23 protein-coding genes are annotated in these 21,964 nt (G+C 38.6%); 14 read left to right on the top strand and 9 right to left on the bottom strand.

Features of this window, described 5'->3' with window-relative positions:
- Positions 1-14: 14 nt before the first annotated feature.
- From mltG to dapF, 3 genes are read right to left on the bottom strand one after another with little or no spacing between them, the layout of a single operon-like run.
- Positions 15-1,058, bottom strand: a complete 1,044-nt coding sequence (mltG, locus tag ACKWBX_RS09980; RefSeq protein WP_413968531.1) for an endolytic transglycosylase MltG — start codon at positions 1,056-1,058, stop codon at positions 15-17.
- Positions 1,058-1,582 (bottom strand): GNAT family N-acetyltransferase, encoded by a 525-nt coding sequence (locus ACKWBX_RS09975; RefSeq protein WP_413968530.1) that lies wholly within the window; start codon positions 1,580-1,582, stop codon positions 1,058-1,060. Before ACKWBX_RS09975 ends, mltG begins: the two co-directional genes overlap by 1 nt.
- Positions 1,576-2,352, bottom strand: a complete 777-nt coding sequence (dapF, locus tag ACKWBX_RS09970) for a diaminopimelate epimerase (protein ID WP_413968874.1) — start codon at positions 2,350-2,352, stop codon at positions 1,576-1,578. Before dapF ends, ACKWBX_RS09975 begins: the two co-directional genes overlap by 7 nt.
- 128 nt (positions 2,353-2,480) lie before the next feature.
- Between dapF and ACKWBX_RS09965 the strand changes: the two genes are divergently transcribed.
- The 11 genes from ACKWBX_RS09965 (at position 2,481) to ACKWBX_RS09915 (ending at position 15,448) form a co-directional block, all read left to right on the top strand.
- Positions 2,481-3,875 carry a S1C family serine protease gene (locus tag ACKWBX_RS09965; protein ID WP_413968529.1) on the top strand — a complete coding sequence of 465 codons (1,395 nt, stop codon included), beginning with the start codon at positions 2,481-2,483 and terminating at the stop codon, positions 3,873-3,875.
- Between the two features lie 121 nt (positions 3,876-3,996).
- A complete protein-coding gene (locus ACKWBX_RS09960) occupies positions 3,997-5,445 on the top strand; it encodes a glyceraldehyde-3-phosphate dehydrogenase (protein ID WP_413968528.1) in 1,449 nt (482 codons plus the stop codon).
- Positions 5,446-5,591: 146 nt separating this feature from the next.
- Positions 5,592-6,209, top strand: a complete 618-nt coding sequence (locus ACKWBX_RS09955) for a tRNA (guanine-N1)-methyltransferase (RefSeq protein ID WP_413968527.1) — start codon at positions 5,592-5,594, stop codon at positions 6,207-6,209.
- 36 nt (positions 6,210-6,245) lie between these two features.
- Positions 6,246-6,692 carry a GNAT family N-acetyltransferase gene (locus tag ACKWBX_RS09950; protein ID WP_413968526.1) on the top strand — a complete coding sequence of 149 codons (447 nt, stop codon included), beginning with the start codon at positions 6,246-6,248 and terminating at the stop codon, positions 6,690-6,692.
- Between the two features lie 15 nt (positions 6,693-6,707).
- Positions 6,708-7,382, top strand: a complete 675-nt coding sequence (gene trmD / locus ACKWBX_RS09945) for a tRNA (guanosine(37)-N1)-methyltransferase TrmD (protein ID WP_413968525.1) — start codon at positions 6,708-6,710, stop codon at positions 7,380-7,382.
- Between the two features lie 435 nt (positions 7,383-7,817).
- Positions 7,818-8,168 (top strand): 50S ribosomal protein L19, encoded by a 351-nt coding sequence (gene rplS / locus ACKWBX_RS09940; protein ID WP_413968524.1) that lies wholly within the window; start codon positions 7,818-7,820, stop codon positions 8,166-8,168.
- Positions 8,169-8,811: 643 nt separating this feature from the next.
- Positions 8,812-11,031 carry an NADP-dependent isocitrate dehydrogenase gene (locus ACKWBX_RS09935; protein ID WP_413968523.1) on the top strand — a complete coding sequence of 740 codons (2,220 nt, stop codon included), beginning with the start codon at positions 8,812-8,814 and terminating at the stop codon, positions 11,029-11,031.
- 81 nt (positions 11,032-11,112) lie between these two features.
- On the top strand, positions 11,113-11,919 hold the full coding sequence (locus tag ACKWBX_RS09930; RefSeq protein WP_413968522.1) for a DUF4249 family protein: 807 nt from the start codon (positions 11,113-11,115) through the stop codon (positions 11,917-11,919).
- Between the two features lie 42 nt (positions 11,920-11,961).
- Complete coding sequence (locus tag ACKWBX_RS09925) at positions 11,962-14,361, top strand: TonB-dependent receptor (RefSeq protein WP_413968521.1); 2,400 nt, start codon at positions 11,962-11,964, stop codon at positions 14,359-14,361.
- A 3-nt stretch (positions 14,362-14,364) separates the two neighbouring features.
- Positions 14,365-15,216 (top strand): DUF4249 family protein, encoded by an 852-nt coding sequence (locus tag ACKWBX_RS09920; protein WP_413968520.1) that lies wholly within the window; start codon positions 14,365-14,367, stop codon positions 15,214-15,216.
- A complete protein-coding gene (locus ACKWBX_RS09915) occupies positions 15,209-15,448 on the top strand; it encodes a DUF6095 family protein (RefSeq protein ID WP_413968519.1) in 240 nt (79 codons plus the stop codon). The genes ACKWBX_RS09920 and ACKWBX_RS09915 overlap by 8 nt, the downstream gene beginning before the upstream one ends.
- Here the strand turns inward: ACKWBX_RS09915 and ACKWBX_RS09910 are convergent.
- A complete protein-coding gene (locus ACKWBX_RS09910; protein ID WP_413968518.1) occupies positions 15,445-16,134 on the bottom strand; it encodes a DUF4294 domain-containing protein in 690 nt (229 codons plus the stop codon). The genes ACKWBX_RS09915 and ACKWBX_RS09910 overlap by 4 nt on opposite strands.
- A 102-nt stretch (positions 16,135-16,236) precedes the next feature.
- Between ACKWBX_RS09910 and ACKWBX_RS09905 the strand changes: the two genes are divergently transcribed.
- Positions 16,237-17,325, top strand: a complete 1,089-nt coding sequence (locus tag ACKWBX_RS09905) for a M42 family metallopeptidase (RefSeq protein WP_413968517.1) — start codon at positions 16,237-16,239, stop codon at positions 17,323-17,325.
- Between the two features lie 40 nt (positions 17,326-17,365).
- The gene (locus ACKWBX_RS09900) at positions 17,366-17,914 is read left to right on the top strand and encodes an NUDIX hydrolase (RefSeq protein WP_413968516.1); all 549 of its coding nucleotides are present in this window, start codon (positions 17,366-17,368) and stop codon (positions 17,912-17,914) included.
- On the opposite strand, the gene hisS is transcribed toward ACKWBX_RS09900, so the two are convergent.
- The 5 genes from hisS to rpsF all read right to left on the bottom strand — a co-directional run bounded on the left by hisS (position 17,909) and on the right by rpsF (position 21,000).
- Positions 17,909-19,285: a histidine--tRNA ligase gene (gene hisS / locus ACKWBX_RS09895; RefSeq protein WP_413968515.1), complete on the bottom strand. Its 1,377-nt coding sequence runs from the start codon at positions 19,283-19,285 to the stop codon at positions 17,909-17,911. The genes ACKWBX_RS09900 and hisS overlap by 6 nt on opposite strands.
- 73 nt (positions 19,286-19,358) lie before the next feature.
- Complete coding sequence (locus tag ACKWBX_RS09890; protein WP_413968514.1) at positions 19,359-19,829, bottom strand: DUF6495 family protein; 471 nt, start codon at positions 19,827-19,829, stop codon at positions 19,359-19,361.
- A gap of 62 nt (positions 19,830-19,891) precedes the next feature.
- On the bottom strand, positions 19,892-20,344 hold the full coding sequence (gene rplI, locus ACKWBX_RS09885) for a 50S ribosomal protein L9 (RefSeq protein WP_413968513.1): 453 nt from the start codon (positions 20,342-20,344) through the stop codon (positions 19,892-19,894).
- Positions 20,345-20,356: 12 nt separating this feature from the next.
- Positions 20,357-20,653 carry a 30S ribosomal protein S18 gene (rpsR, locus tag ACKWBX_RS09880; RefSeq protein ID WP_413968512.1) on the bottom strand — a complete coding sequence of 99 codons (297 nt, stop codon included), beginning with the start codon at positions 20,651-20,653 and terminating at the stop codon, positions 20,357-20,359.
- Positions 20,654-20,658: 5 nt separating this feature from the next.
- The gene (gene rpsF / locus ACKWBX_RS09875) at positions 20,659-21,000 is read right to left on the bottom strand and encodes a 30S ribosomal protein S6 (protein WP_413968511.1); all 342 of its coding nucleotides are present in this window, start codon (positions 20,998-21,000) and stop codon (positions 20,659-20,661) included.
- 231 nt (positions 21,001-21,231) lie between these two features.
- Between rpsF and ACKWBX_RS09870 the strand changes: the two genes are divergently transcribed.
- The gene (locus ACKWBX_RS09870) at positions 21,232-21,924 is read left to right on the top strand and encodes a LytR/AlgR family response regulator transcription factor (RefSeq protein WP_413968510.1); all 693 of its coding nucleotides are present in this window, start codon (positions 21,232-21,234) and stop codon (positions 21,922-21,924) included.
- The last annotated feature ends 40 nt before the right edge of the window (positions 21,925-21,964 follow it).

Genomic DNA, 21,964 nt, shown 5'->3' with positions numbered 1-21,964 from the left:
TTCGGACAAGTGCCTTATCTATTGATTTTTTTGGAATTAATCCAACGGATATACTGCGCTTTATTTCGGTTGTGTTGCGCTAGACTTTTGGCAAACATATGGTAACCGAACTTCTCAACATTCGCCACGAAATAGTAATAATCATGTTTTTCACGGTTGAGCACGGCATCTATGGCACTGATGTCCGGCATGGCGATAGGACCAGGAGGCAAACCTACATATTTATAGGTGTTGTAAGGGGAATCCAGTTCCAAATCCTCGTACAAAACTCTTTTTATGACCATGTCAAAATCATTGGCTTTCCTTTTCAAAGCATAGATTACGGTAGGGTCTGCTTGCAACAGCATTCCTTTTTTTAATCTGTTTAAATACACCCCGGCGACCCTAGGGCGCTCATCTACCTTGGCCGATTCTTTATGTACTATGGAGGCGAGTGTCACCACTTCTTTGGGATTCATGCCGAGCCGACTAGCTTTCTCCTTACGTTCATCGTTCCAAAACCTATTGTACTCTTTCAACATACGAGCCCTGAACGCTTCCGCTGTCGTATTCCAGAAAAACTCATAGCTGTTGGGAATGTAAATGACCAACGCTGTTTCATCATTGAAACCATTGGAGGCTAAAAAGGTATCGTCTTGAAATGTTTTTAGCAATGAAATGCTATCTGCCTCTATCTGAACCGATATTCTTCCTGCTAAATCTTGTAACGTCTCCTGATTGTTAAAAGCTACTTTTACAGGAATATTGCCGCTTCGCAAGGAATTAATGATTTCGTTGTTGTTCATTCCTTTTTTAATACGATATTTCCCTCCCTTTATGTTGGCGGAGTATCCCTTTCTATCCGCTGCGGACTCAAAAGTGTCCAGATTTTCCAATAAAGGTTCCAATTGAACCTTGACATCGGCAAACGAGGCGTTTGAGGTAACATATACAAAAGCTTCTTCATTGTTGAATTTTGTATTGGGCGTAAAAAAGGCACTATAGACCATATAGGCAAAAACACCCCCTATTAGCAAACCTCCAATAACGATGGCAAGCAGTATGCGTTTAATATACATTAGTTGTTTATTTTTTGATATAGAATTTCGCTTTTATAAGTTCCGTTGCTTCTAATCCAATCTTTCTTGATGCCTACTTGTTGAAAACCAAGCTTTTCGAATAAATGAATACTTCTGGAATTTTCCGCTAGTATATTGGCATAAATTTGATGCAGTTCCAAAGCTTCAAAAGCATAATCACACAATAATTGGATGGCCTCCGCCCCTATTCCTTTGTTTCTATCCGCTTCGTTTGAAATTATGATGCCCATCCCAGCTCTTTTGTGGATTGGGTCAAAATCGAACAAATCTATCAAACCCAAGGTTTTTCCGGCAAGGTCACAGACTACCAACCGCAACTGTTTAACATCAAAAATGTCCCTATGGGCATTTTCCAGATATAATTGCAGTACATTTTTGGAATAAGGTGTCAGCGTCCCGCTAATTTCCCAAACGGCAGTATCATTTTCAATCTGATACAAAAAATCCAGGTCTTCGTGCTCCAAAGCTCTCAAATAGATATGTTGTCCCGTTAGTTTTACCACGCTATCTCTCCTTTAAAGACCTGTTTGGCCTCTCCTTCCAAATAAATGTTTTCATAGCCTTTATCCATATTTTCGAAACGTACCATCAAATTGCCCCCTAGCGCTTTGACCGCCACGGTATTCTCCTTTACTTTTCCCAGATGGTGCATAGCAAGGGCTACGGCCGTTACTCCTGTTCCACAGGAAAGCGTTTCATTTTCTACGCCTCTTTCATAAGTTCTTATCCCGAACGAACCATTTTCATCCGGTTGCACGAAATTAATATTACTCCCTTTTTCGCCATACAGGCCATACCTTAATTTAGCCCCTTCTTTTGGAACATCCAACTCCTTGAGGTTTTCCACCAGTTGAATGTGGTGAGGCGAACCTGTATCCATAAACAAAGCATTGGGCTTGGTCTTTATTTCCGATACGTCCTGCATTTTTAAACGAACCGTGTCGCCCATTATCGATGCTTCGTGAAGGCCATCGATTGCCATAAAGCTTGTTTCATCCTCAAAAATATTCAAGAACTTTGCGAACGCTACGATGCACCTGCCGCCATTACCGCACATACTACCTTCCCACCCGTCGGCATTATAATACACCATCCTAAAATCGGTTTCAGCGTCATTTTCCAAGAGCAATAACCCATCTGCCCCTACCCCGAACTTACGGTCGCAGAGACGCGCTATCAACGCCTGATTTGTTTTAGGAAAACTCTCGTTCCTGTTATCAAAAACAACAAAATCGTTACCTGTCCCCTGATATTTATAAAAAGTAGCTGTCATAATCGGAATAAAGCCCAAAGATACTGCTTTATTCAAGTTTTTTTCGCCGTTAAAAAGTCGTTAAACCTTAACTAAAAATAGAGAAATCAATTAATTTTACGACAAAATAGTTAAAATCCTATAGCATTATGAAGAAAATTGGAAGTCTACTATTAGTTTCCCTATTTGCTGGAGCAATTACTTTGGGAGCCTATAAATTTTTCTTTGAAAAACCCAACTATACAATCGTGACACCCGAAAACAATGGTAGTATTGTAAATACAAGTTTTACGCCTACTTCTGCCAATGGAGCCGGTATTAATGAGGTTGATTTTACAATGGCGGCAGAAAATACCGTAAATGCCGTAGTCCATGTTAAAAATGTAACGCTCAACACCAGTCGCGGTAGTCTTTTCGACTTTTTTTATGGTTCGGGAGGTGGAAGCGCTAGACCCCAAGTAGGTACAGGTTCCGGAGTTATTATTTCCCAAGATGGTTATGTAGTTACAAACAACCACGTCATTGCCAATGCGAGCCAACTCCAAGTTACATTGAACAACAACAAAACATATGAGGCGGAACTTGTAGGTACCGACCCCAATTCCGATATAGCACTCATTAAAATCGAGGCCAACGAAAAACTTCCGTATTTGGCATTTGGAGATTCTGACAATGCCAAAATTGGGGAATGGGTATTGGCTGTTGGGAACCCCTTCAACCTTACTTCTACCGTTACTGCTGGAATTGTTAGTGCCAAGGCGAGGGATTTGGGGAGAAATCAATCTTTTATACAAACGGATGCTGCCGTAAATCCCGGTAATTCCGGTGGTGCTTTGGTCAATACCAATGGTGATCTCATTGGAATCAATACGGCCATAAGCTCTCAGACCGGTTCTTACGTAGGATATTCCTTTGCCGTACCAAGCAATATTGCAAAAAAAGTGGTCAACGATATTTTGGAATACGGCAATGTCCAGAAAGGTTATCTGGGCATATTCCCTGCACCGGTGAACACAAAAGACGCCATAGAAAAAGGCATCAATAATATTCAAGGAGTCTATATAGAAAAAATTAATGAGGAATCGGGTGCAGAGGAAGCTGGATTAAATGAAGGCGATGTCATTAAAAAAGTAGACGATATCACGGTTATTAAATATGCAGATTTAACAGGATATCTTAGTGCAAAAGGACCTGGAGACACGGTAGAAGTTACTGTTGAGAGAGATAATGAACTCATGACTGTACCTGTTACCCTAAAAGAGCGGCAAATGTTAATAGTCCCTATTATGGGCATGGAAGTAAAAAATCTTACCAATAAGGACAAGGAAAAATTTGGCACGGAATACGGTGTTAAAATAACCGGTATTCCCGAGCGTTACCGAGGATACGGCATATGGGGAAAAGTAATCTTAAGTGTTGATGACAAGAAAATAAATAATATCAGTGATGCCTATAACGCCTTTGGGGCCATATCCAAGTATGGCAAAACAGTTATTACCATGATTGACGAAAATGGCGAAAAAGAACGTCTTATTTTTCAATAAACCTAAACATATATTTTAGAAAGCATCCTAATAAACTAGGATGCTTTTTTGTGGAAAAATATATTACGAAAACGTTTGAAAAGACTAATTTTGGAGAAAATTTAACCACATCACTTCAAAAATGTCAAGTAAAGTATCTTACGAAAAAGAGCTGGCTTTCCAGGCCGATAGAAGAAAGGCAACCACCGAGTTTATCAAAATAGCCAGTGACCTCTGGTATGACAAATCCATAGAGATTGTACTTTTCAAAAATCAAGTAATCGATAGGAATGTGAGCGATATTATTCATTTGCATGAATATGCAGGTGAATTTGTCCAAAAACCAATTTCTATTTTTGATTCTGTAGAAATTCTAAGGGCCATCAATGATATTGCACTACCGCCCTCCAAATTGGATATTGGCAAGCTTACCTATGAATACCATTCCGATGACAATAACTTTAATAACGTAAAGGCTTTTGTGATTGATAAGCTCAAAAATGCCAATGAGGCCAACAGCATTAAAGCTAAGGATGTTGTGTTATATGGTTTTGGGAGAATAGGCAGATTGCTGGCCCGCGAACTCATGTCCAAAACGGGCAAAGGAAATCAATTGCGGCTAAGAGCCATAGTGGTAAGGGGAACTCCAAACACGGAAACCTTGGAGAAAAGAGCCAGTTTGTTGCGGACCGACTCTGTTCATGGGAATTTTATGGGAACCGTGGCCGTTGATTCAGAAAATAAAGCCCTGGTCATAAATGGTACCACGGTACATATTATCAATGCCCAAAGCCCCGAGAGTATAGATTATACAAAATATGGCATCAATGATGCCTTGGTCATAGACAATACGGGTGTATACAGAAATAAGAGCGAACTATCCAAGCATTTAAAGGCAAAAGGTATTGGTAAAGTTTTATTGACCGCGCCGGGAAGAGAAGTTCCCAACATTGTGCACGGTGTAAATCACTTAAATTATAATCCCGATAAAACTAAAATATATTCGGCCGCATCTTGTACAACAAATGCTATCTCACCCATTTTAAAAGTTATTGAAGATTCCCTGGGTATCAAAAAAGGACACTTGGAAACCATACATGCCTATACGAACGATCAAAACCTGGTAGATAATATGCATGGCAAATATAGAAGAGGAAGAGCTGCCGGATTAAATATGGTCATTACGGAAACCGGTGCCGGTGAGGCAGTGGCAAAAGCTTTGCCTTCCTTAAAAGGAAAACTTACCTCAAATGCCATTAGGGTACCCGTGCCCAATGGGTCTTTGGCCATCTTAAATCTGGAAATTAAAAACCAGACCTCGCTGGATGGTGTCAATACCATTTTAAAAAAATATGCCCTAGAGGGCGACTTGGTAGAGCAAATAAAATATTCGCTGAGCAAAGAGTTGGTTTCTTCAGATATCGTGGGTACGGCTGCGCCATCAATCTATGACAGCAAAGCCACTATCGTTTCCAGCAATGGAAAAAATATTGTGCTTTATATATGGTACGATAATGAATACGGGTACTCACACCAAGTCATGCGTTTGGCCAAATATATTTCTAAAGTGAGAAGGTTTACCTATTATTAAAATTTTAATATGTAGAATATCTTAAAGTTATTGTCTTACGTAGGTTTATATGGATGGTACAAACTTCATCCTTTTTTTTAGTATTTGATTTTATTCAATTACTTTAGTCAACTCTAAATCAATTTTTAACGATAACCACTAAGTAAATGAAAGTTTATAGATTACTAGTACTGTTTGGAATCCTACTTACCGTTGGCAGTACTTTTGGACAGGATTCTGAAGAACAAAAATTATCCTTGGATAGCGGACCCATAAGTTCCCAATTTGATTTTATAGCCAAACGTTCTGGAAATTACCGTGCAGATGGTGTTAGATATGAGGTTGTTAAGGAAGCAAATCTTTATAAACTCAGAAAGAACGTTTTGGATTCCATTGCCGCTATCAATAAAAAAACGGGAGAACTAAAAGCGACCATTTCAGAGCACGAGACCACGATTACTTCCTTGAACAAAAAATTGGATGAAACTACCAATAATCTTACGGATGTTACCGCGGAAAAAGACAGTATGTCCTTTTTAGGTATACAGGTTTCAAAAGGAACGTACAACTTCATCCTTTGGACCATTATCGCAGGGTTGTTTATATTACTGGGACTTTTTATATACCGATTTAGAAACAGCAATATTCTAACACAGGAAGCCAAACAGAACCTCTCCGAACTAGAAGTAGAATATGAAGACCATAGAAGAAGGGCCTTGGAACGGGAACAAAAAATAAGTAGGCAACTACAAGACGAATTAAACAAACAAAAGAAACCCAAATAAATAAAAGCTCCCGAAATGGGAGCTTTTTTACTTAATATGGCAACTGTATTACAGGCAAATATCACCCACTTAGAAGATATTGTCCCTCTTTTTAATGAATACCGGATTTTTTATGGAATGGAGTCCGATGAAAATGCGGCAAGAACATTTTTAAAAGAACGAATCATTAAAGAAGAATCGATTATTTTTTTGGCGTATCAAGATGTCAATGCTATTGGCTTCACACAATTATACAAAACCTTTTCTTCTGTTTCCCTACAAGGTTTTTTCATATTGAACGATTTATATGTAAACGAGGGACATAGAAAGAATAATGTTGGCGAGGCATTATTGGAAAAAGCAAAATCCTATTGTAAAATGATGAATTACAAAGGCCTGGCCTTGGAAACGGCAACCGATAATCCAGCACAAAAACTTTATGAAAAACTAGGTTGGAAAAAAGATGACCATTGTTTTCATTACTTTTGGATGGCCAAATCATAACAGAAATGCTCTTCCATGCGTATTGATATTATTACCGTACTCCCAGAACTTTTAAAAAGTCCGTTTGAAGCTTCCATTTTAAAAAGGTCCATTGAAAAAGGATTGGTAGAAATACATTTTCATAACCTCAGGGATTATACCGATACAAAGTATAGACAAGTTGATGATTATCAATTTGGTGGTGGTGCGGGCATGGTATTAATGATAGAGCCTATAGATAAATGTATCTCCAAGCTGAAAAAGGAAAGAACCTATGATGAGGTCATTTACATGACTCCGGATGGGACTACTTTAAATCAGAAAATGGCGAACAGTATTTCGCTCCAAAAAAATATTATCATTCTCTGCGGTCATTATAAAGGTGTAGACCAACGGGTAAGGGATGCTTTCATAACAAAAGAGATTTCTATAGGAGACTATGTTTTATCCGGCGGAGAGCTTGGAGCCGCAGTGCTTTGTGATACTATTATACGTTTGATCCCTGGGGTATTGAATGACGAAACCTCTGCTTTGACCGATACTTTTCAGGACGGCATGTTGGCACCGCCTGTATATACCAGACCTGCGGATTATAAAAACATGAAGGTGCCGGATATATTGCTTTCAGGGAATTTTGGAAAGATAGAACAATGGAGAGAAGAAAAGGCACATGAAAGAACTGAAAAATTAAGACCGGATTTGTTAAAATAAGCAAATGACGGAAATACCGATTTTAAATATCATAGGCGAAATATGTTTTTATCTGGCGTTACTTCTAATTATCATAAGCTCCTCAATAGCTCTTCATAAATGATAAGACTAAAGAGACTTTGCTTTTATTTATAGGAAGTTTAGCTATTCTGCTCATAAAAGTAATAGGGTTTGGACTAACTATTTGGGCGGGAACCTTAGGAACGGAAAAAATAATACAGATACAGAGGTTATTTATATGACAACGGGTTTGATGTATATTTTCTTCGGGTTTGGTTTAATGATATTTGTACTTGAAAAAACCAAAAAACAATAAATAAAACCTTGCCCAAACATTGCAACTTTAGAATAATTAACTATTTTTGCAGCCGGTTAAATCAACCTCTGACGAAAATCGTGAATGTTGTTTATCATAATTCCAATATTTAAAACACAATGGAGTCATTAATTAAGTTTGTACAAGACGAATTTGTAACTAAAAAAGAATTTCCTGAATTTTCGGCAGGTGATACGATTACGGTTTACTACGAAATCAAGGAAGGTGAAAAAACACGTACACAGTTCTTTAAAGGAGTTGTCATACAAAGAAGGGGTTCTGGTGCAACGGAAACTTTCACGATTCGTAAAATGTCCGGCACTGTTGGCGTAGAGCGTATTTTCCCTGTAAACATGCCAGCTTTGCAGAAGATTGAAGTCAATAAAAAAGGTAAAGTACGTAGATCACGTATTTACTATTTTAGAGGTCTTACAGGTAAAAAAGCAAGAATCAAAGAAGTTAGATCCTAATCCAGGATTTATCCATAAAATTAAGAACCGGCTTTCTACCGGTTTTTTTATGAACATTTGTGAATAACTGTAGTTCATAAGCTGTTGATTATTAATTTGTTAAAAAAATAGGACAGTTCTAAAGTTTTTCCTAATTTTAAGTATAACCAATGAAAATATTGTTAAGGATATTTTCAGACGTTATCATAAAAGTTACGTTCTTATGTTATTGTTTAGCTAAAATAGCCGCACTATCCTTTGGGTAGTATGTCTTTAATTTTAGTGAGTATTATTGAAAAAGGCTGTCGCCTTTTATAATAATATGGACGGTTGTTAAAAACAAACTTGTTTTGTTTTTAATGAAATACGTTAAGACGATAAGAAGAAAGCAAAGTAGTCGCTTGGTTCAATAATTAAGGACAAAATGTTTTCAAACGTTGAATTCGTGACGCAGATGCAATCAATGGTTGCAGTTTTGGTCGTATGATTAGAACAACGAGTCTGTAAACTTATTCTAAAAATCCATATCAATGTATTCGTACAATGATATGGATTTTGTTATTTTAAAACAATACGTTGCAAACCCCAAACATTGGGGACAATACAGGCATTCAAAGGACAAGAAAATTGTATATTTGCTCCGCTTTAAAATAAATTACAATCAATGTCCAAAATTTTTTATACCAAAACAGACGAAGCTCCAGCTTTGGCGACTGCGTCTTTCTTACCCATAGTACAAGCATTTACAAAAACGGCCGACATAGAAATTGAAACAAAGGATATTTCCCTTGCTGGAAGAATAGCTGCTACTTTCCCTGATTTTTTAAAACCTGAGCAAACTAAGCCGGACGCATTGGCAGAATTAGGAAAATTGGCCAAGGAGCCCGAGGCCAATATCATTAAATTGCCCAATATAAGTGCTTCTATTCCTCAATTAAAAGAAGCTATAGCGGAACTACAGGCCAAAGGATATGACGTACCCAATTATCCGGACGAACCTAATAATGAAGTTGAAAAAGAGATAAAGTCTAGATACGATAAAATAAAGGGAAGCGCGGTAAATCCTGTTTTAAGAGAAGGGAATTCGGATCGTAGAGCACCGAGGGCCGTAAAAAACTATGCGAAAAAGAATCCGCATTCTATGGGAGCTTGGAATGCCGATTCCAAAACGCACGTTGCCACAATGTCACATGGGGACTTTAAGAGCAATGAAAAATCACTTACGGTAAGAGATGCCAGTACTGTTGAGATCTTATTGATTACCAAAAATGGGACGAAAAAGGTTCTTAAAGATAAGGTCGCTCTTTTAGCCGGTGAAATCATTGATGCCACGGTAATGAGCAAATCCGCGTTATTGGATTTTTTGAGGGAGCAGGTGAAAGATGCCAAGGACAAAGGAGTATTGTTCTCCGTTCATATGAAAGCTACAATGATGAAGGTTTCCGATCCAATCATCTTTGGACATGTAGTGGAAACCTATTTTAAATCGGTTTTTGAAAAATACCACCAAATTTTTGAGGAAATAGGAGTAAATCCAAATGATGGTCTAGAGGTGCTGTTCAATAAATTGACCAGTTTACCAGAAAATAAAAGAACTGCAATAGAAGCGGACATTAAAGAAACGATTCAGAATGGTCCGGACCTGGCAATGGTCAATTCCGATAAAGGCATTACCAATCTTCACGTACCTAGCGATATTATCATAGATGCATCCATGCCCGCAATGATTCGCAATTCAGGTCAAATGTGGAATTCAAAAGGAAAATCTCAGGATACGAAAGCCGTCATACCGGATAGTAGTTATGCGGGCATATACACCGCCACGATTGACTTTTGTAAAGAACACGGCGCTTTTGATCCCACAACTATGGGTACGGTTCCAAATGTTGGGCTCATGGCACAAAAAGCAGAAGAGTATGGTTCCCATGATAAAACTTTTGAAATTTCGGAAAATGGTGTCGTTCAGGTAAAGGACTTGAATACGAACAAAGTTTTAATAGAACATAATGTAAAGGCGGGAGACATATGGCGTATGTGCCAAGTGAAAGACGCACCTATACAAGATTGGGTAAAGCTAGCGGTTTCAAGGGCAAAAGCAACTCAAATACCCGCGATATTCTGGTTGGATGAAGATAGGGCACATGATGCCGAATTGATTAAAAAAGTAAACGCGTATCTACCCCTACACGACATTGAAGGCCTTGAAATACATATCATGTCTCCGATCAAAGCTACGGAGTTCACCTTAAAAAGAATCAAGGAAGGAAAGGATACGATATCCGTTTCCGGAAACGTGCTTAGAGATTATTTGACAGACCTCTTTCCAATTTTAGAAGTAGGTACCAGTGCAAAAATGTTGTCAATTGTCCCTCTTATGAATGGTGGCGGTCTATTTGAAACGGGCGCAGGCGGGTCGGCACCAAAACACGTTGAACAATTTTTAGAAGAAGGTCACTTGCGGTGGGATTCCTTAGGCGAATTCTTGGCGCTTGGCGTATCGCTGGAATTTCACGGCGATAAAAACAACAACGATAGGGCAAAACTTTTAGGAAATGCTTTGGATGAAGCCACCGAGAAATTCTTGGACAACGATAGATCCCCTTCTAGAAAGGTCAATGAATTGGATACAAGGGGCAGCCACTTCTATTTGGCCTTATATTGGGCCGAAGCATTGGCGAATCAAAATGAAGATGCAGGGCTTAAGTCCGTTTTTGAAAAGATACATGCGGAATTAGATAAAAGCACATCAAAAATTTTGCAAGAGTTGGTAGATGCGCAAGGAAAAGCGGTGGATATTGGTGGTTATTATCTTCCGAATGCTGATTTGACTTCAAAAGCGATGAGACCAAGTACGGCCTTTAATAGCATTTTAAAAAGCATCTGAATATTAAATTATGATTAAAATATAGCGTTTTTCGCAGCTTTCAATTTAGGATTTTATAATTTCGAAGCCTTATAAAAAAAATTGAAAAAGTATCTTTTTTTAGTTACTATCCTCTTTCTTGGAGCTTGTGAAGATGTTATAGATATTTCCCTTCCCACTTCGCCCACTAGATTGGTCATAGATGCGGTAATAGGAATCGATGAAATCGATGGAGATATTACCACTGTTGGTCAAGTTAGGCTCACTCTAACGGCTTCATTCTTGGATGAAGAGGTCCTACCGGCCGAGGGCGCAACGGTAAGTATTACCAATTTAACTACGGATGAGGTTTTTGTGTTGGACGAATCCGAACCGGGCACTTTTAATATTGGCCTCCCTATTTTCGAATTTGATACGGATTATCGCCTAGAAGTAGTTCACAATGGGGAGAACTATGAATCCATACAGCAATTGGCCCGTAGCGGTACTATTAATAATGTCGTACAAGGAGACGGGTTCTTATTGGACCAAGAGAAAGAAACGGAAGTCATTATAACTTTTACGGACGTTCCCAATGAACGCAATTATTACCTTTTTGCTTTTGGAACTGATGATTTTTTAACTACGGATGACGAATTTTACCGGAATAACGTATTCACGTTTTCTTACTTTTATGAAAATTTAAATCCCGGGGATTTACAATTGATAACGTTATTGGGAATCAATAAGGGTTTTTCGAGATATGCCTCCATCGTTATACAACAATCCGGCGTTGACGGTGGTGGCCCTTTTACCAACCCTCCATCCAGTGTAAGGGGAAATATCATCAATACAAGCAATCCGGAGAATTATCCGTTGGGCTATTTTGCATTGAGCGAATTTGATTTTGTTTCCATTACGATAGAGTGAAGTAGATACCGGTAATTACATTGATTAATTTATACTATACACATGTCCTATAAATGTTTCGCATGCCTTGCAACACTTTTCTTATCCTGTACGTTTGCTCTTGCCCAAAAGAAATACACTATAAACGGAACAGTTTCCGAGAGCACGAGCAATGAAACGCTCATTGGGGTAACGATAGCCTTTCCTAGCTTACAAACAGGGGTAACGACCAATGAATATGGTTTTTATTCCATCACCCTACCTGAGGGCGATTATAAACTTGTCGTAAGTTATTTGGGTTTCAAGGATATTGTGCAGGATATTTCACTCTCCCAAGATATCAAAATGGATTTCAGTTTGGAGGAAGAAGCGGAACAGCTTGAAGAGGTCGTCGTTACCGAGGATGTAGAAAAAATGGACATTCGCAAACCTCAAATGAGCGTCAACGCGCTATCCGTAAAAACCATAAAAAAAATACCGGTAATTTTAGGAGAAGCAGATGTTATAAAATCCATTCTTCTATTGCCTGGCGTGACCAATGCTGGAGAAGGAGCTTCCGGTTTTAACGTACGTGGCGGTGCAGCGGATCAAAACCTTATTTTATTGGACGAGGCCATTATTTTTAATTCTTCGCACTTGTTCGGTTTCTTTTCGGTATTTAATCCTGATGCCATTAAGGACATCAAACTATATAAAGGTGGCATTCCTGCACGCTATGGCGGGCGTTTGTCATCTGTACTGGATATTTTTCAAAAAGAGGGTAATAGCAAGGAACTCAAAGTAAATGGCGGTATTGGTGCCGTTGCCAGTAGATTATTGGTAGAAGGGCCCATCAAAAAGGATAAAGCCGCTTTTCTTTTTGGAGGACGAGCCTCCTATGCACATCTGTTTACCCCACTTTTTGGTATAGACAATACGGCTTACTTCTTTGATTTGAACACGAAATTGAACTATAATATAAATGACAATAATAGTATCTATTTATCCGGTTATTTTGGCAGGGACGTTTTTGGTATAAACGATAGCTTTGTAAATACATACGGTAATACGGTTGCCAATTTTAGATGGAACCATCTTTTTTCGGATAAATTGTTTTCTAACCTTTCTTTAATCTATTCCGATTATTATTACGGACTTAAACTGGATTTTGTAGGATTCAACTGGAATTCCGGCATCCGAAATTTCAATGTGAAATACGATTTAAAACACTATCTGAACGATAAACTCCAAATTAATTATGGCCTTAATAATATTTACTATTCCTTTAATCCCGGTAAAATAGAACCGAGCAACCCCGATTCGGGAATAATAGAAGATCAACTGACCAGAAAATATGCCAACGAATTTGCAGCTTACGTTGACGTTGAGCATCGGGTAACGAATAATTTAAGCTTAGGTTACGGCATTCGTTTCAGCAATTTCATAAGGCTTGGACAAGAGGAACTGAATGTTTATGAAAATGATAGTCCAGTTGATTTTGACCCTTTTTTACTTATCTATCAAGAGGCCGAGCCCATAGATGTTATAAATCCCGGCAGAAGTGGTAGTTTGGCTACTTTCAGTAATTTTGAGCCCAGGGCTTCGCTTTCCTATACGCTGAATTCCACAAGTTCCATCAAGGCGAGCTATACAAGATTAGCACAATACCTTCACTTGCTTTCGAATACGAGCTCCCCTACTCCTTTGGATGTGTGGACACCCAGTGGGCCTTTTGTCGAACCACAGCTTTTAGATCAGTATGCCTTCGGTTATTTTAAGAATTTAAAAGGAGGCGACTATTCGTTGGAGACCGAAGTTTTCTATAAGGACATTCAAAATAGGATTGATTATATAGATGGTGCCAATCTAATTGCCAACGATGCCATTGAACAAGTGATTCTAAACGGCGAAGCCAGAGCCTACGGATTGGAATTCCTCTTGCGTAAAAATGAAGGCAGGTTTCAAGGTTGGTTGGCCTATACGCTGTCAAAATCCGAACAACGTACGCCGGGAAGAACAGCAACTATGGATAATGGAAGAAGCAATCTGGAAACCGGCATCAATTTGGGGGAATGGTACAATACACCTTTTGATAAAACACATGATATTTCACTGTTCGCAAGTTATGAACTGAATAAAAAATGGAGTTTTAACACAAACTTTGTCTATCAAACCGGGCAACCTACCAATTTTCCGGTTGGGCAATTTGAATTTCAAGGGTTGACCGTACCTTTCTTCGGACTTAGAAATCAAGAACGATTGCCAGACTATAATAGAATTGATATTTCCGCTACGCTGACACCCAAAAAGAATGCGAATAGGAAACTGCAAGGGGAATGGGTTTTTAGTATTTATAACCTTTATAATAGGCGAAATGCGGCTTCTATTAATTTTCGCAGAAACCAGGATACCGGAGTCAATGAAGCCGTAAGGACATCCATATTCGGAATTGTTCCTGCGGTAACGTATAATTTTAAATTTTAGGAGATGAGAAAGCTATTTTATTTTCTAGCAGTTTTAAGTGTATTTGCATCGTGTGAAGACGTCATAGAGGTTGATGTACCCTCCGATACTCCCAGGCTTAGTGTGGATGGTTTGGTCAGGATCCAGGATAGTTCTACCGTTACCAATATCCAGATAAAAGTAAGTGTGACCAGTTCTTTCTTTGAACCTTCGCCTCCAGCAAATCTAGATCAGATTACCATCACCAATTTAGATGCCGATAGTTCCGAAAATATTATGGTTTTGATAGAGGAGGAGGAAGGCAGCGGCGTGTATGAAAAATTGGTGGATAATCGTCTTCTGCGGGAAGGTAGGCTTGTACTCCAGATAAATTACCAAGATGAAAACTACTTAGCAAGAACAGAGTTTGTTCCAACTGTACCCATAACTAAATTGGAACAGGGGACCCAAACCCTCTTTAGTGGCGACGAAACTGAATTGGTAGTTGCATTCGATGACGCGCCGGATAGGGATGATTTTTATATTTTCGATTTTGATTTTGATGAGTTTTTAGTGACCGAAGATGAGTTTTACAAAGGCCAAAAATTTGAGTTCTCCTATTTCTATGATAGTGATATAGAGGCCGGACAAGAAATAGACATCAGTATTTTAGGTGCGGACGAAGGATTTTATAACTATATGAATCAACTTATTGTGCAGGCTGGAGGCGATCAAGGTCCTTTTCAAACCCCGGCGGCAACGGTCAGGGGCAATATCATCAATGTTACGAATATTGATAATGACGAAGTATTTGACAACGTAGAACAACCGGATAATTTTGTTTTAGGTTATTTTGCCGTAGTACAAGAATATAAAGAAACCATCACCATTGAATAATTCCAATACAAATAGAGATCTGTTGATTACCGGACTAAAACGGCTGGCGATTACCGTAATTTTAATGTTTACGGCCCCTGTCGTAATTTGGCAAGCTTTCAAAAATCAGCAACACCCATTGTATTGGCCCGTACTAATTGTCGGAATTATTCTAGCGATTGCCGCCGTAGCCATGGGTTTTAAAGGTATTAAAACGGTTGTAGATGCCATTTTTGGTAAAAAAAATTCCTAATTCTTCTTTTGGGAAGGTTTTTTCCACTTATTGTAAAGTTCATCGTAATTATAGTCCAAAACTGTTTCTTGACGCTCCAACTTTCCTGATGCGAATGCGCGTTGCAAAATATCTTCAATGAGGTAGTCCTCCTCTATTTTATCGGGATGAAATTCTTCCTTAATACTTATTTTGAATAATTTTGCGGTTGTATTATACCAAAAGGCACGCCAACCACTTCTTAATTCCTTGACCAAATCAAAGGCCGTAGTACCGGTTTGCCTGTAAATGAGTTTCACTAAAATCTGACCTTCGGTACGTGTCAATTTTTTTAATTCTTCCGAAAACTCCTCTTCTATATATTTTTGGACTTTTTTGGTATATTTTTTTCTTTTTCTGTTCTTCTTGATAAGTTTAAGGCTATCGTTCAATTCTACGAGTCGTTCCGCGGCCAGCTTAGCATAAGGGTATACTTTTTGCGTTTTTCGCCTTAAAATATAATATCTTAATTTTTCTTTATAGGAGGAAAATTTCAATCTTCCAAATACATAGGCATCTTCCAAGGGAATGGAACTTTGCAGTACGGAATCGCCCTCTATAATAATTAGTTTTTCGGCAACGGAATCCAAAGATTGCTCAGGCACTTGGGCAACTCCCTCTAAAAGTCCCAAAAACAAAAAAACAAGATAACTCAGTTTTCTTTCCATGATTTATGATAAGCAAAAGCTCTGCCAAAATTAACGATTATTACAGGAGCTTATTATTAAAACAAAGTGAATATTCTTAAGTTTGCAGCTAAACTTTATTAGATGGCCAAGACAGATATCATTACTAAGAAATCGCTGACTTTTTTTGAAAAATACCTAAATAACGCTGCTCCGACAGGTTATGAATGGGAAGGTCAAAAATTATGGATGGATTATCTTAAACCTTATGTGGACACTTTTATTACCGATACTTATGGAACGGCCGTCGGTGTTATAAATCCTGATGCAAAATACAAAGTGGTCATTGAAGGACACTCCGATGAAATCTCTTGGTATGTGAATTATATTACCGATAACGGGCTGCTCTATGTGATACGCAACGGTGGCAGTGATCATCAAATTGCACCTTCCAAATGGGTAAATATCCATACCAAAAATGGAATCGTTAAAGGTGTTTTTGGATGGCCGGCCATCCATACCAGAAAGTCGAGCAAAGAAGAACCACCAAAATTGGACAACATTTTTATTGATGTAGGTGCCAAGGATAAGGAAGAAGTAGAAAAAATGGGCGTGCATGTGGGCTGTGTTATTACCTACCCAGATGAATTTCATGTCCTGAACAAGGATAAATTTGTTTGCAGGGCCATAGACAATAGAGCGGGCGGATTTATGGTGGCAGAGGTAGCACGTCTTTTACATGAAAACAAGAAGAAGCTACCTTTTGGATTATACATTACGAATTCCGTTCAGGAGGAAATCGGTTTACGTGGTGCGGAAATGATCACGCAGACCATAAAGCCAAATGTTGCCATAGTGACCGATGTATGCCATGACACTTCTACCCCAATGATCGATAAAAAGGTTCAAGGTCATACGGAAATAGGAATGGGGCCTGTAATTTCTTATGCGCCAGCGGTACAAAACAAACTTCGCGAACGTATCATAGAAACTGCGGAAGCCAAAAAAATTCCTTTTCAACGCATGGCGGCCTCCCGTTCTACAGGGACGGATACGGACGCTTTTGCATACAGTAATGGTGGTGTGGCTTCTGCCCTTATTTCCCTACCGTTACGCTATATGCACACAACGGTAGAAACAGTTCATAAGGATGATGTTGAAAATGTGATCCGATTGATTTATGAAACGCTACTTACGATCAAAGAAGGAGAAACGTTCAGCTACTTTGACTAGGCCAACCTAATCCTTCCCAAAAGGAAGGGCTTTTTATTGTATGGATGAGCTAATTGACATACTTGATTCGGAGGGAAATCCTTTAGGAAAAACAGCGATGAAATCAGAAGTCCATAAAATGGGATGGTTCCATCGAACCGTTCATATTTGGTTTCACACTTCGGACGGAAGAGTGTTGTTACAACAAAGAGGTAAAAACAAAGATGCCCATCCCCTACTTTGGGATGTTTCTGTCGCTGGACACGTTAGTGCCGGGGAACCCATCGAAACAGCGGCTTTAAGAGAGGTTGAAGAAGAAATCGGACTGGAAATCCTCACGAATGATTTATACAAAATAGGCGTGTTCAAATCGATTCAAAAACACCATGAAAGATTTATAGATCATGAATTCCATCATACCTTTTTATGTGAACTAAAAATGCCGCTTGAGAAATTGACGAAACAAGAGAGTGAAGTAGCGTCCTTAAAATTGATTCCGCTATCAACCTTCAAGAGCAATTTAGAAGATAAAAAACGGTCAGTTACTTACGTACCGCATGAAAAACGTTACTATAAAACGATAATCAACGCCATTGAGCAACATCTATAGCGAATCGGCAAATTCTTGCGCGGCATCCAAAGCGTAAGTTTGCTGTTCTCCACTAGCCATATTTTTGACCACAAACGATTTATTCGCCAACTCCTCCGCTCCTAAAAGGATTACATAAGGAACTTCTCGATTATTGGCATATTTGAACTGTTTTTGGATTTTAGCATCCGCAGGATATAAGTCGGCCTTTAAACCCAATTTGCGTAATACCGTGGTCAACTTTAATGCGGCAAGCGCTTCTTTGTTTCCAAAATTAAAACACAGTACATCTAAAGAGCGGTCAATTTCTTTCGGGAAAAGGCCTAGTTCTTCTAAAACCAGATAAATACGGTCCAATCCAAATGAAATGCCCATACCGCTTACACCGTTAAGACCAAAAATACCGGTCAAATCATCATAACGACCGCCGCCACCAATAGAGCCCATTTTTACATTCTCGGGAGCGGCAACTTCAAAAATGGCCCCAGTGTAGTAATTAAGTCCTCTTGCCAATGTAACGTCAATCCCTAATTTTGCCGATTGAAGCCCAAGAGTGCTTATCGTTTCGATGATAAACCGTAATTCTTCGGTGCCTTTGCTGCCTACTTCTGAATCCTTGAGAAAGGTTCCTAAAATGTCAAGCTGATCGGCATTGCTCCCCGTAAGATTGAATAATGGAGCTGCCTTTTCGATAGAAACTTCTGAAATGCCTTTAGCCAGCATCTCTTTTTTAACACCGTCCTTTCCTATCTTATCCAACTTATCCAGGGCAACCGTAAAATCGATTAAAAAATGTTTGGCCCCGATAACCTCTGCTATACCTGCTAAAATCTTACGGTTATTCAATTTTATAGTCGCTCCTTCAAGTCCCAGCTCTGTGAAAACGGCATCGTACAATTGCACAAACTCTACCTCTTGTAACAAAGAATCTGATCCCACTACATCTGCATCGCATTGATAAAATTCACGAAAACGACCCTTTTGGGGCCTATCGGCACGCCAAACCGGTTGTATCTGATAACGTTTAAAAGGAAAGTCCAATTCATTTTGGTGCATCACCACATATCGTGCAAAAGGGACAGTTAAATCATAGCGTAATGCCTTTTCGGAAATCTTGGGCGTCAACGAACTGGAATCCTTGGAGCTATAAGTAACATCATCGACTTTACTTATAAAATCTCCTGAATTCAATATTTTAAAAATCAAGCGGTCACCTTCGTCACCATATTTTCCCATTAAGGTATCCGAGTTTTCAAAAGACGGCGTTTCAATAGGTTGAAATCCAAAAGCTTTAAAGTGCTTTTTGACAATATCAAAAATATAATTTCGCTTTGCGACTTCTGAAGGGGTAAAATCTCTTGTTCCCTTTGGAATGGATGGTTTCTTGGCCATTTTGAGTTTTGTTGTATTACAGACTTTCCGCAGACCATGCTATGGAAATGTTTTGAACAACGCAAATATCGGGTTATCCTATTACTTTATCAAACCATTGGTAGAGCTCGCCTTTGGTAATCGTTGCTCCTTGCCGTATCAATTGAAATTTATCCGCATTCCTATCTTCCGTATACGCTTTGGAAGCTGTCAAATATTCCACAAAATCTGACTGCCAATTTTTTTTGAACCAATCAAAACCAAGTTTGGTGGTCAAATCTATGTCAGGATTCATTACTTTTACGGAAATGAGTTTCATCTCTTTCTCGGTCAAGTGAAACAAGTGCATCTGCTTCGCGGAAATATTCTCCAAATAGCTCACTTTACCCAGAACACCTTCCCAAATTAAATCACTGAACACATCCAGTTCTTCTTCTGCAGCTTCTGGCTTGTCCTTCTTAATGGCAGCCCATTCATCGGCCGTGATGGATTGGGTCGCTAAAAAATTAATAAACTCAGGATGAAGTTCCTCTAATTGTTCCTTTGTTAACCTCGTATATTTCATATTCTTAAAAAACAAAGCCTTCCAGTAAACTGAAAGGCTTTAAACTTTATTTAAAAAGAAAATTATTTCTGTTCTGCGACAACTTCAAATGGGAAATCTATGACGACCTCTCTATGCAAACGAATTTGCGCGTTGTAAGGTCCGGTTCTTTTTACGGAACCTCCTTGTATATTGATAAATTTCTTATCGATTGTATGTCCTTCTTTTTCCAAAGCAGCAGCCAAATCAATCGTAGTAACCGATCCGAATAATTTATCTCCGGCACCGGTCTTTGCACTGATTTTTAATTCCAATGCTTTTAATGCATCTGCAACTTTATTGGCCGCATCTACAACTTTCTTTTCTTTATGCGCTCTTTGTTTTAGATTTTCTGCCAAAACCTTTTTGGCGGAAGGAGTTGCCATCGTGGCCAATCCTTGAGGTATTAGAAAGTTTCTTCCGTATCCGTTCTTAACGGTTACCAAATCATCTTTAAAACCTAAATTCTGTACGTCTTCCTTTAATATAAGCTCCATCTTACCTCTCTTTTATTTTAATAAATCACCAACGTAGGGCATTAAGGCCAAATGACGTGCTCTCTTAACGGCCTGTGCCACTTTTCTCTGATACTTCAAGGAAGTACCCGTAAGTCTTCTTGGCAATAGTTTACCTTGTTCATTTACCAACTTCATTAAAAAGTCCGCATCCTTATAATCTATGTATTTGATACCGGATTTTTTGAAACGGCAATATTTCTTCTTTGTGTTGGTCTCAATGTTCAATGGAGTCAGATACCTGATTTCCCCATCCTTTTTACCTTTTGCTTGTTGTTGTAATGTTGACATAATACTTAAGCTTTAGCGGTTTTGTTTCTTGTTCTTCTTTTTTCTGCCCATGCAATGGCGTGCTTGTCCAACTTAACGGTCAAGAAGCGCATAACACGTTCATCTCTTCTAAATTCCTGTTCATAAGGTAAAACTACCTCACCAGGACCGGAGAATTCAAACAAGTGGTAAAACCCACTTTTTTTGTTTTGGATAGGGTACGCCAATTTTTTTAGGCCCCAATTTTCTTTGGCCACCATTTTGGCGCCATTCTTAATTAAGAAATCTTCAAATTTCTTAACTGTTTCCTCTATCTGAACATCAGATAGAACGGGATTCAAAATGAAAACAGTTTCGTAATGGTTCATATTAATATATTTAATTTAAGGAGTGCAAAAATAAGTTTTATTTTAAAATAAATATAAGAAACCGGAAAATTCTTCGTTATAGAGAGAAGCAATATAAAATTAACAAACCAAATCTTTATACATGGTCATTGCAAATTATACGATCAATAGTGCATTGTTTACATCTTTTGTTGTAGTTCAGCACCTTTTTTCGGTTATTTGTCGATGATTTAACCCCACAAATCAGCCCTTATGAAATTAAGAAGTATTATCGTTGATGATTCATCCATGCAAAGGATGGCCGTTGCAAAGTTGGTAAATAACCATCCCAACCTGGCAATGGTAGCTGAATATAGCAATGCTATAGAAGCTAAAAACGGTATCAAAAACAATGAGATAGACCTTATCTTTCTAGATGTTGAGATGCCGATTATCACCGGATTTGACCTACTCGAGTCCCTAGATAACAGTCCTCAAGTGATTTTAATCACTGGAAAACCAGATTATGCCCTTAAAGCTTTTGACTATGATGTAACGGATTATCTCCATAAACCGATTACCATGGCACGCTTTGACGCTTCCGTAAAAAGAGCGGTAGCAAAATATGAACAAATGCACAGAGTCCATGAAGACGAAGAGCATATTTTCGTGAAGAGCAACCTGAAGAAAAGAAAGGTTATATTAAACGATATCAAGTGGATAGAAGCCCTTGGCGATTACATAAAATTAGTTACGGATGAAGCTAATATTGTAATTTTATCAACAATGAAATCTTTTGAAAAGCAATTGCCCGAAGAAAAGTTTTTACGAATTCACAAGTCTTATATCGTAAACTTGGAAAAAGTAGAAAAATTCAACAGTAAAAATGTAGAAGTCAGTGGACGTTCTATTCCGTTAAGTAGAAATAAGAAAACGGAATTGGCCGAAGCGCTTAGCAACGTATAAATTGCGTATGATATAAAAGTACTTTACAAGAAACCGCCTT

The organism is Maribacter algae, assembly GCF_047345745.1.
Lineage (GTDB): Bacteria > Bacteroidota > Bacteroidia > Flavobacteriales > Flavobacteriaceae > Maribacter.
This window is presented reverse-complemented; position numbering and strand designations above follow the sequence as displayed.

Bases quoted from the DNA above. Each gene is read 5' to 3' on its own strand.
- rplI (WP_413968513.1), bottom strand. From the start codon at position 20,344: ATGGAGCTTATATTAAAGGAAGACGTACAGAATTTAGGTTTTAAAGAT.
- rplS (WP_413968524.1), top strand. From the start codon at position 7,818: ATGGAGTCATTAATTAAGTTTGTACAAGACGAATTTGTAACTAAAAAA.
- rpsR (WP_413968512.1), bottom strand. From the start codon at position 20,653: ATGTCAACATTACAACAACAAGCAAAAGGTAAAAAGGATGGGGAAATC.
- mltG (WP_413968531.1), bottom strand. From the start codon at position 1,058: ATGTATATTAAACGCATACTGCTTGCCATCGTTATTGGAGGTTTGCTA.
- ACKWBX_RS09950 (WP_413968526.1), top strand. From the start codon at position 6,246: ATGGCAACTGTATTACAGGCAAATATCACCCACTTAGAAGATATTGTC.
- ACKWBX_RS09870 (WP_413968510.1), top strand. From the start codon at position 21,232: ATGAAATTAAGAAGTATTATCGTTGATGATTCATCCATGCAAAGGATG.
- ACKWBX_RS09955 (WP_413968527.1), top strand. From the start codon at position 5,592: ATGAAAGTTTATAGATTACTAGTACTGTTTGGAATCCTACTTACCGTT.
- ACKWBX_RS09965 (WP_413968529.1), top strand. From the start codon at position 2,481: ATGAAGAAAATTGGAAGTCTACTATTAGTTTCCCTATTTGCTGGAGCA.
- ACKWBX_RS09960 (WP_413968528.1), top strand. From the start codon at position 3,997: ATGTCAAGTAAAGTATCTTACGAAAAAGAGCTGGCTTTCCAGGCCGAT.
- trmD (WP_413968525.1), top strand. From the start codon at position 6,708: ATGCGTATTGATATTATTACCGTACTCCCAGAACTTTTAAAAAGTCCG.
- ACKWBX_RS09920 (WP_413968520.1), top strand. From the start codon at position 14,365: ATGAGAAAGCTATTTTATTTTCTAGCAGTTTTAAGTGTATTTGCATCG.
- ACKWBX_RS09925 (WP_413968521.1), top strand. From the start codon at position 11,962: ATGTCCTATAAATGTTTCGCATGCCTTGCAACACTTTTCTTATCCTGT.
- dapF (WP_413968874.1), bottom strand. From the start codon at position 2,352: ATGACAGCTACTTTTTATAAATATCAGGGGACAGGTAACGATTTTGTT.
- ACKWBX_RS09905 (WP_413968517.1), top strand. From the start codon at position 16,237: ATGGCCAAGACAGATATCATTACTAAGAAATCGCTGACTTTTTTTGAA.
- hisS (WP_413968515.1), bottom strand. From the start codon at position 19,285: ATGGCCAAGAAACCATCCATTCCAAAGGGAACAAGAGATTTTACCCCT.
- rpsF (WP_413968511.1), bottom strand. From the start codon at position 21,000: ATGAACCATTACGAAACTGTTTTCATTTTGAATCCCGTTCTATCTGAT.
- ACKWBX_RS09910 (WP_413968518.1), bottom strand. From the start codon at position 16,134: ATGGAAAGAAAACTGAGTTATCTTGTTTTTTTGTTTTTGGGACTTTTA.
- ACKWBX_RS09935 (WP_413968523.1), top strand. From the start codon at position 8,812: ATGTCCAAAATTTTTTATACCAAAACAGACGAAGCTCCAGCTTTGGCG.
- ACKWBX_RS09900 (WP_413968516.1), top strand. From the start codon at position 17,366: ATGGATGAGCTAATTGACATACTTGATTCGGAGGGAAATCCTTTAGGA.
- ACKWBX_RS09890 (WP_413968514.1), bottom strand. From the start codon at position 19,829: ATGAAATATACGAGGTTAACAAAGGAACAATTAGAGGAACTTCATCCT.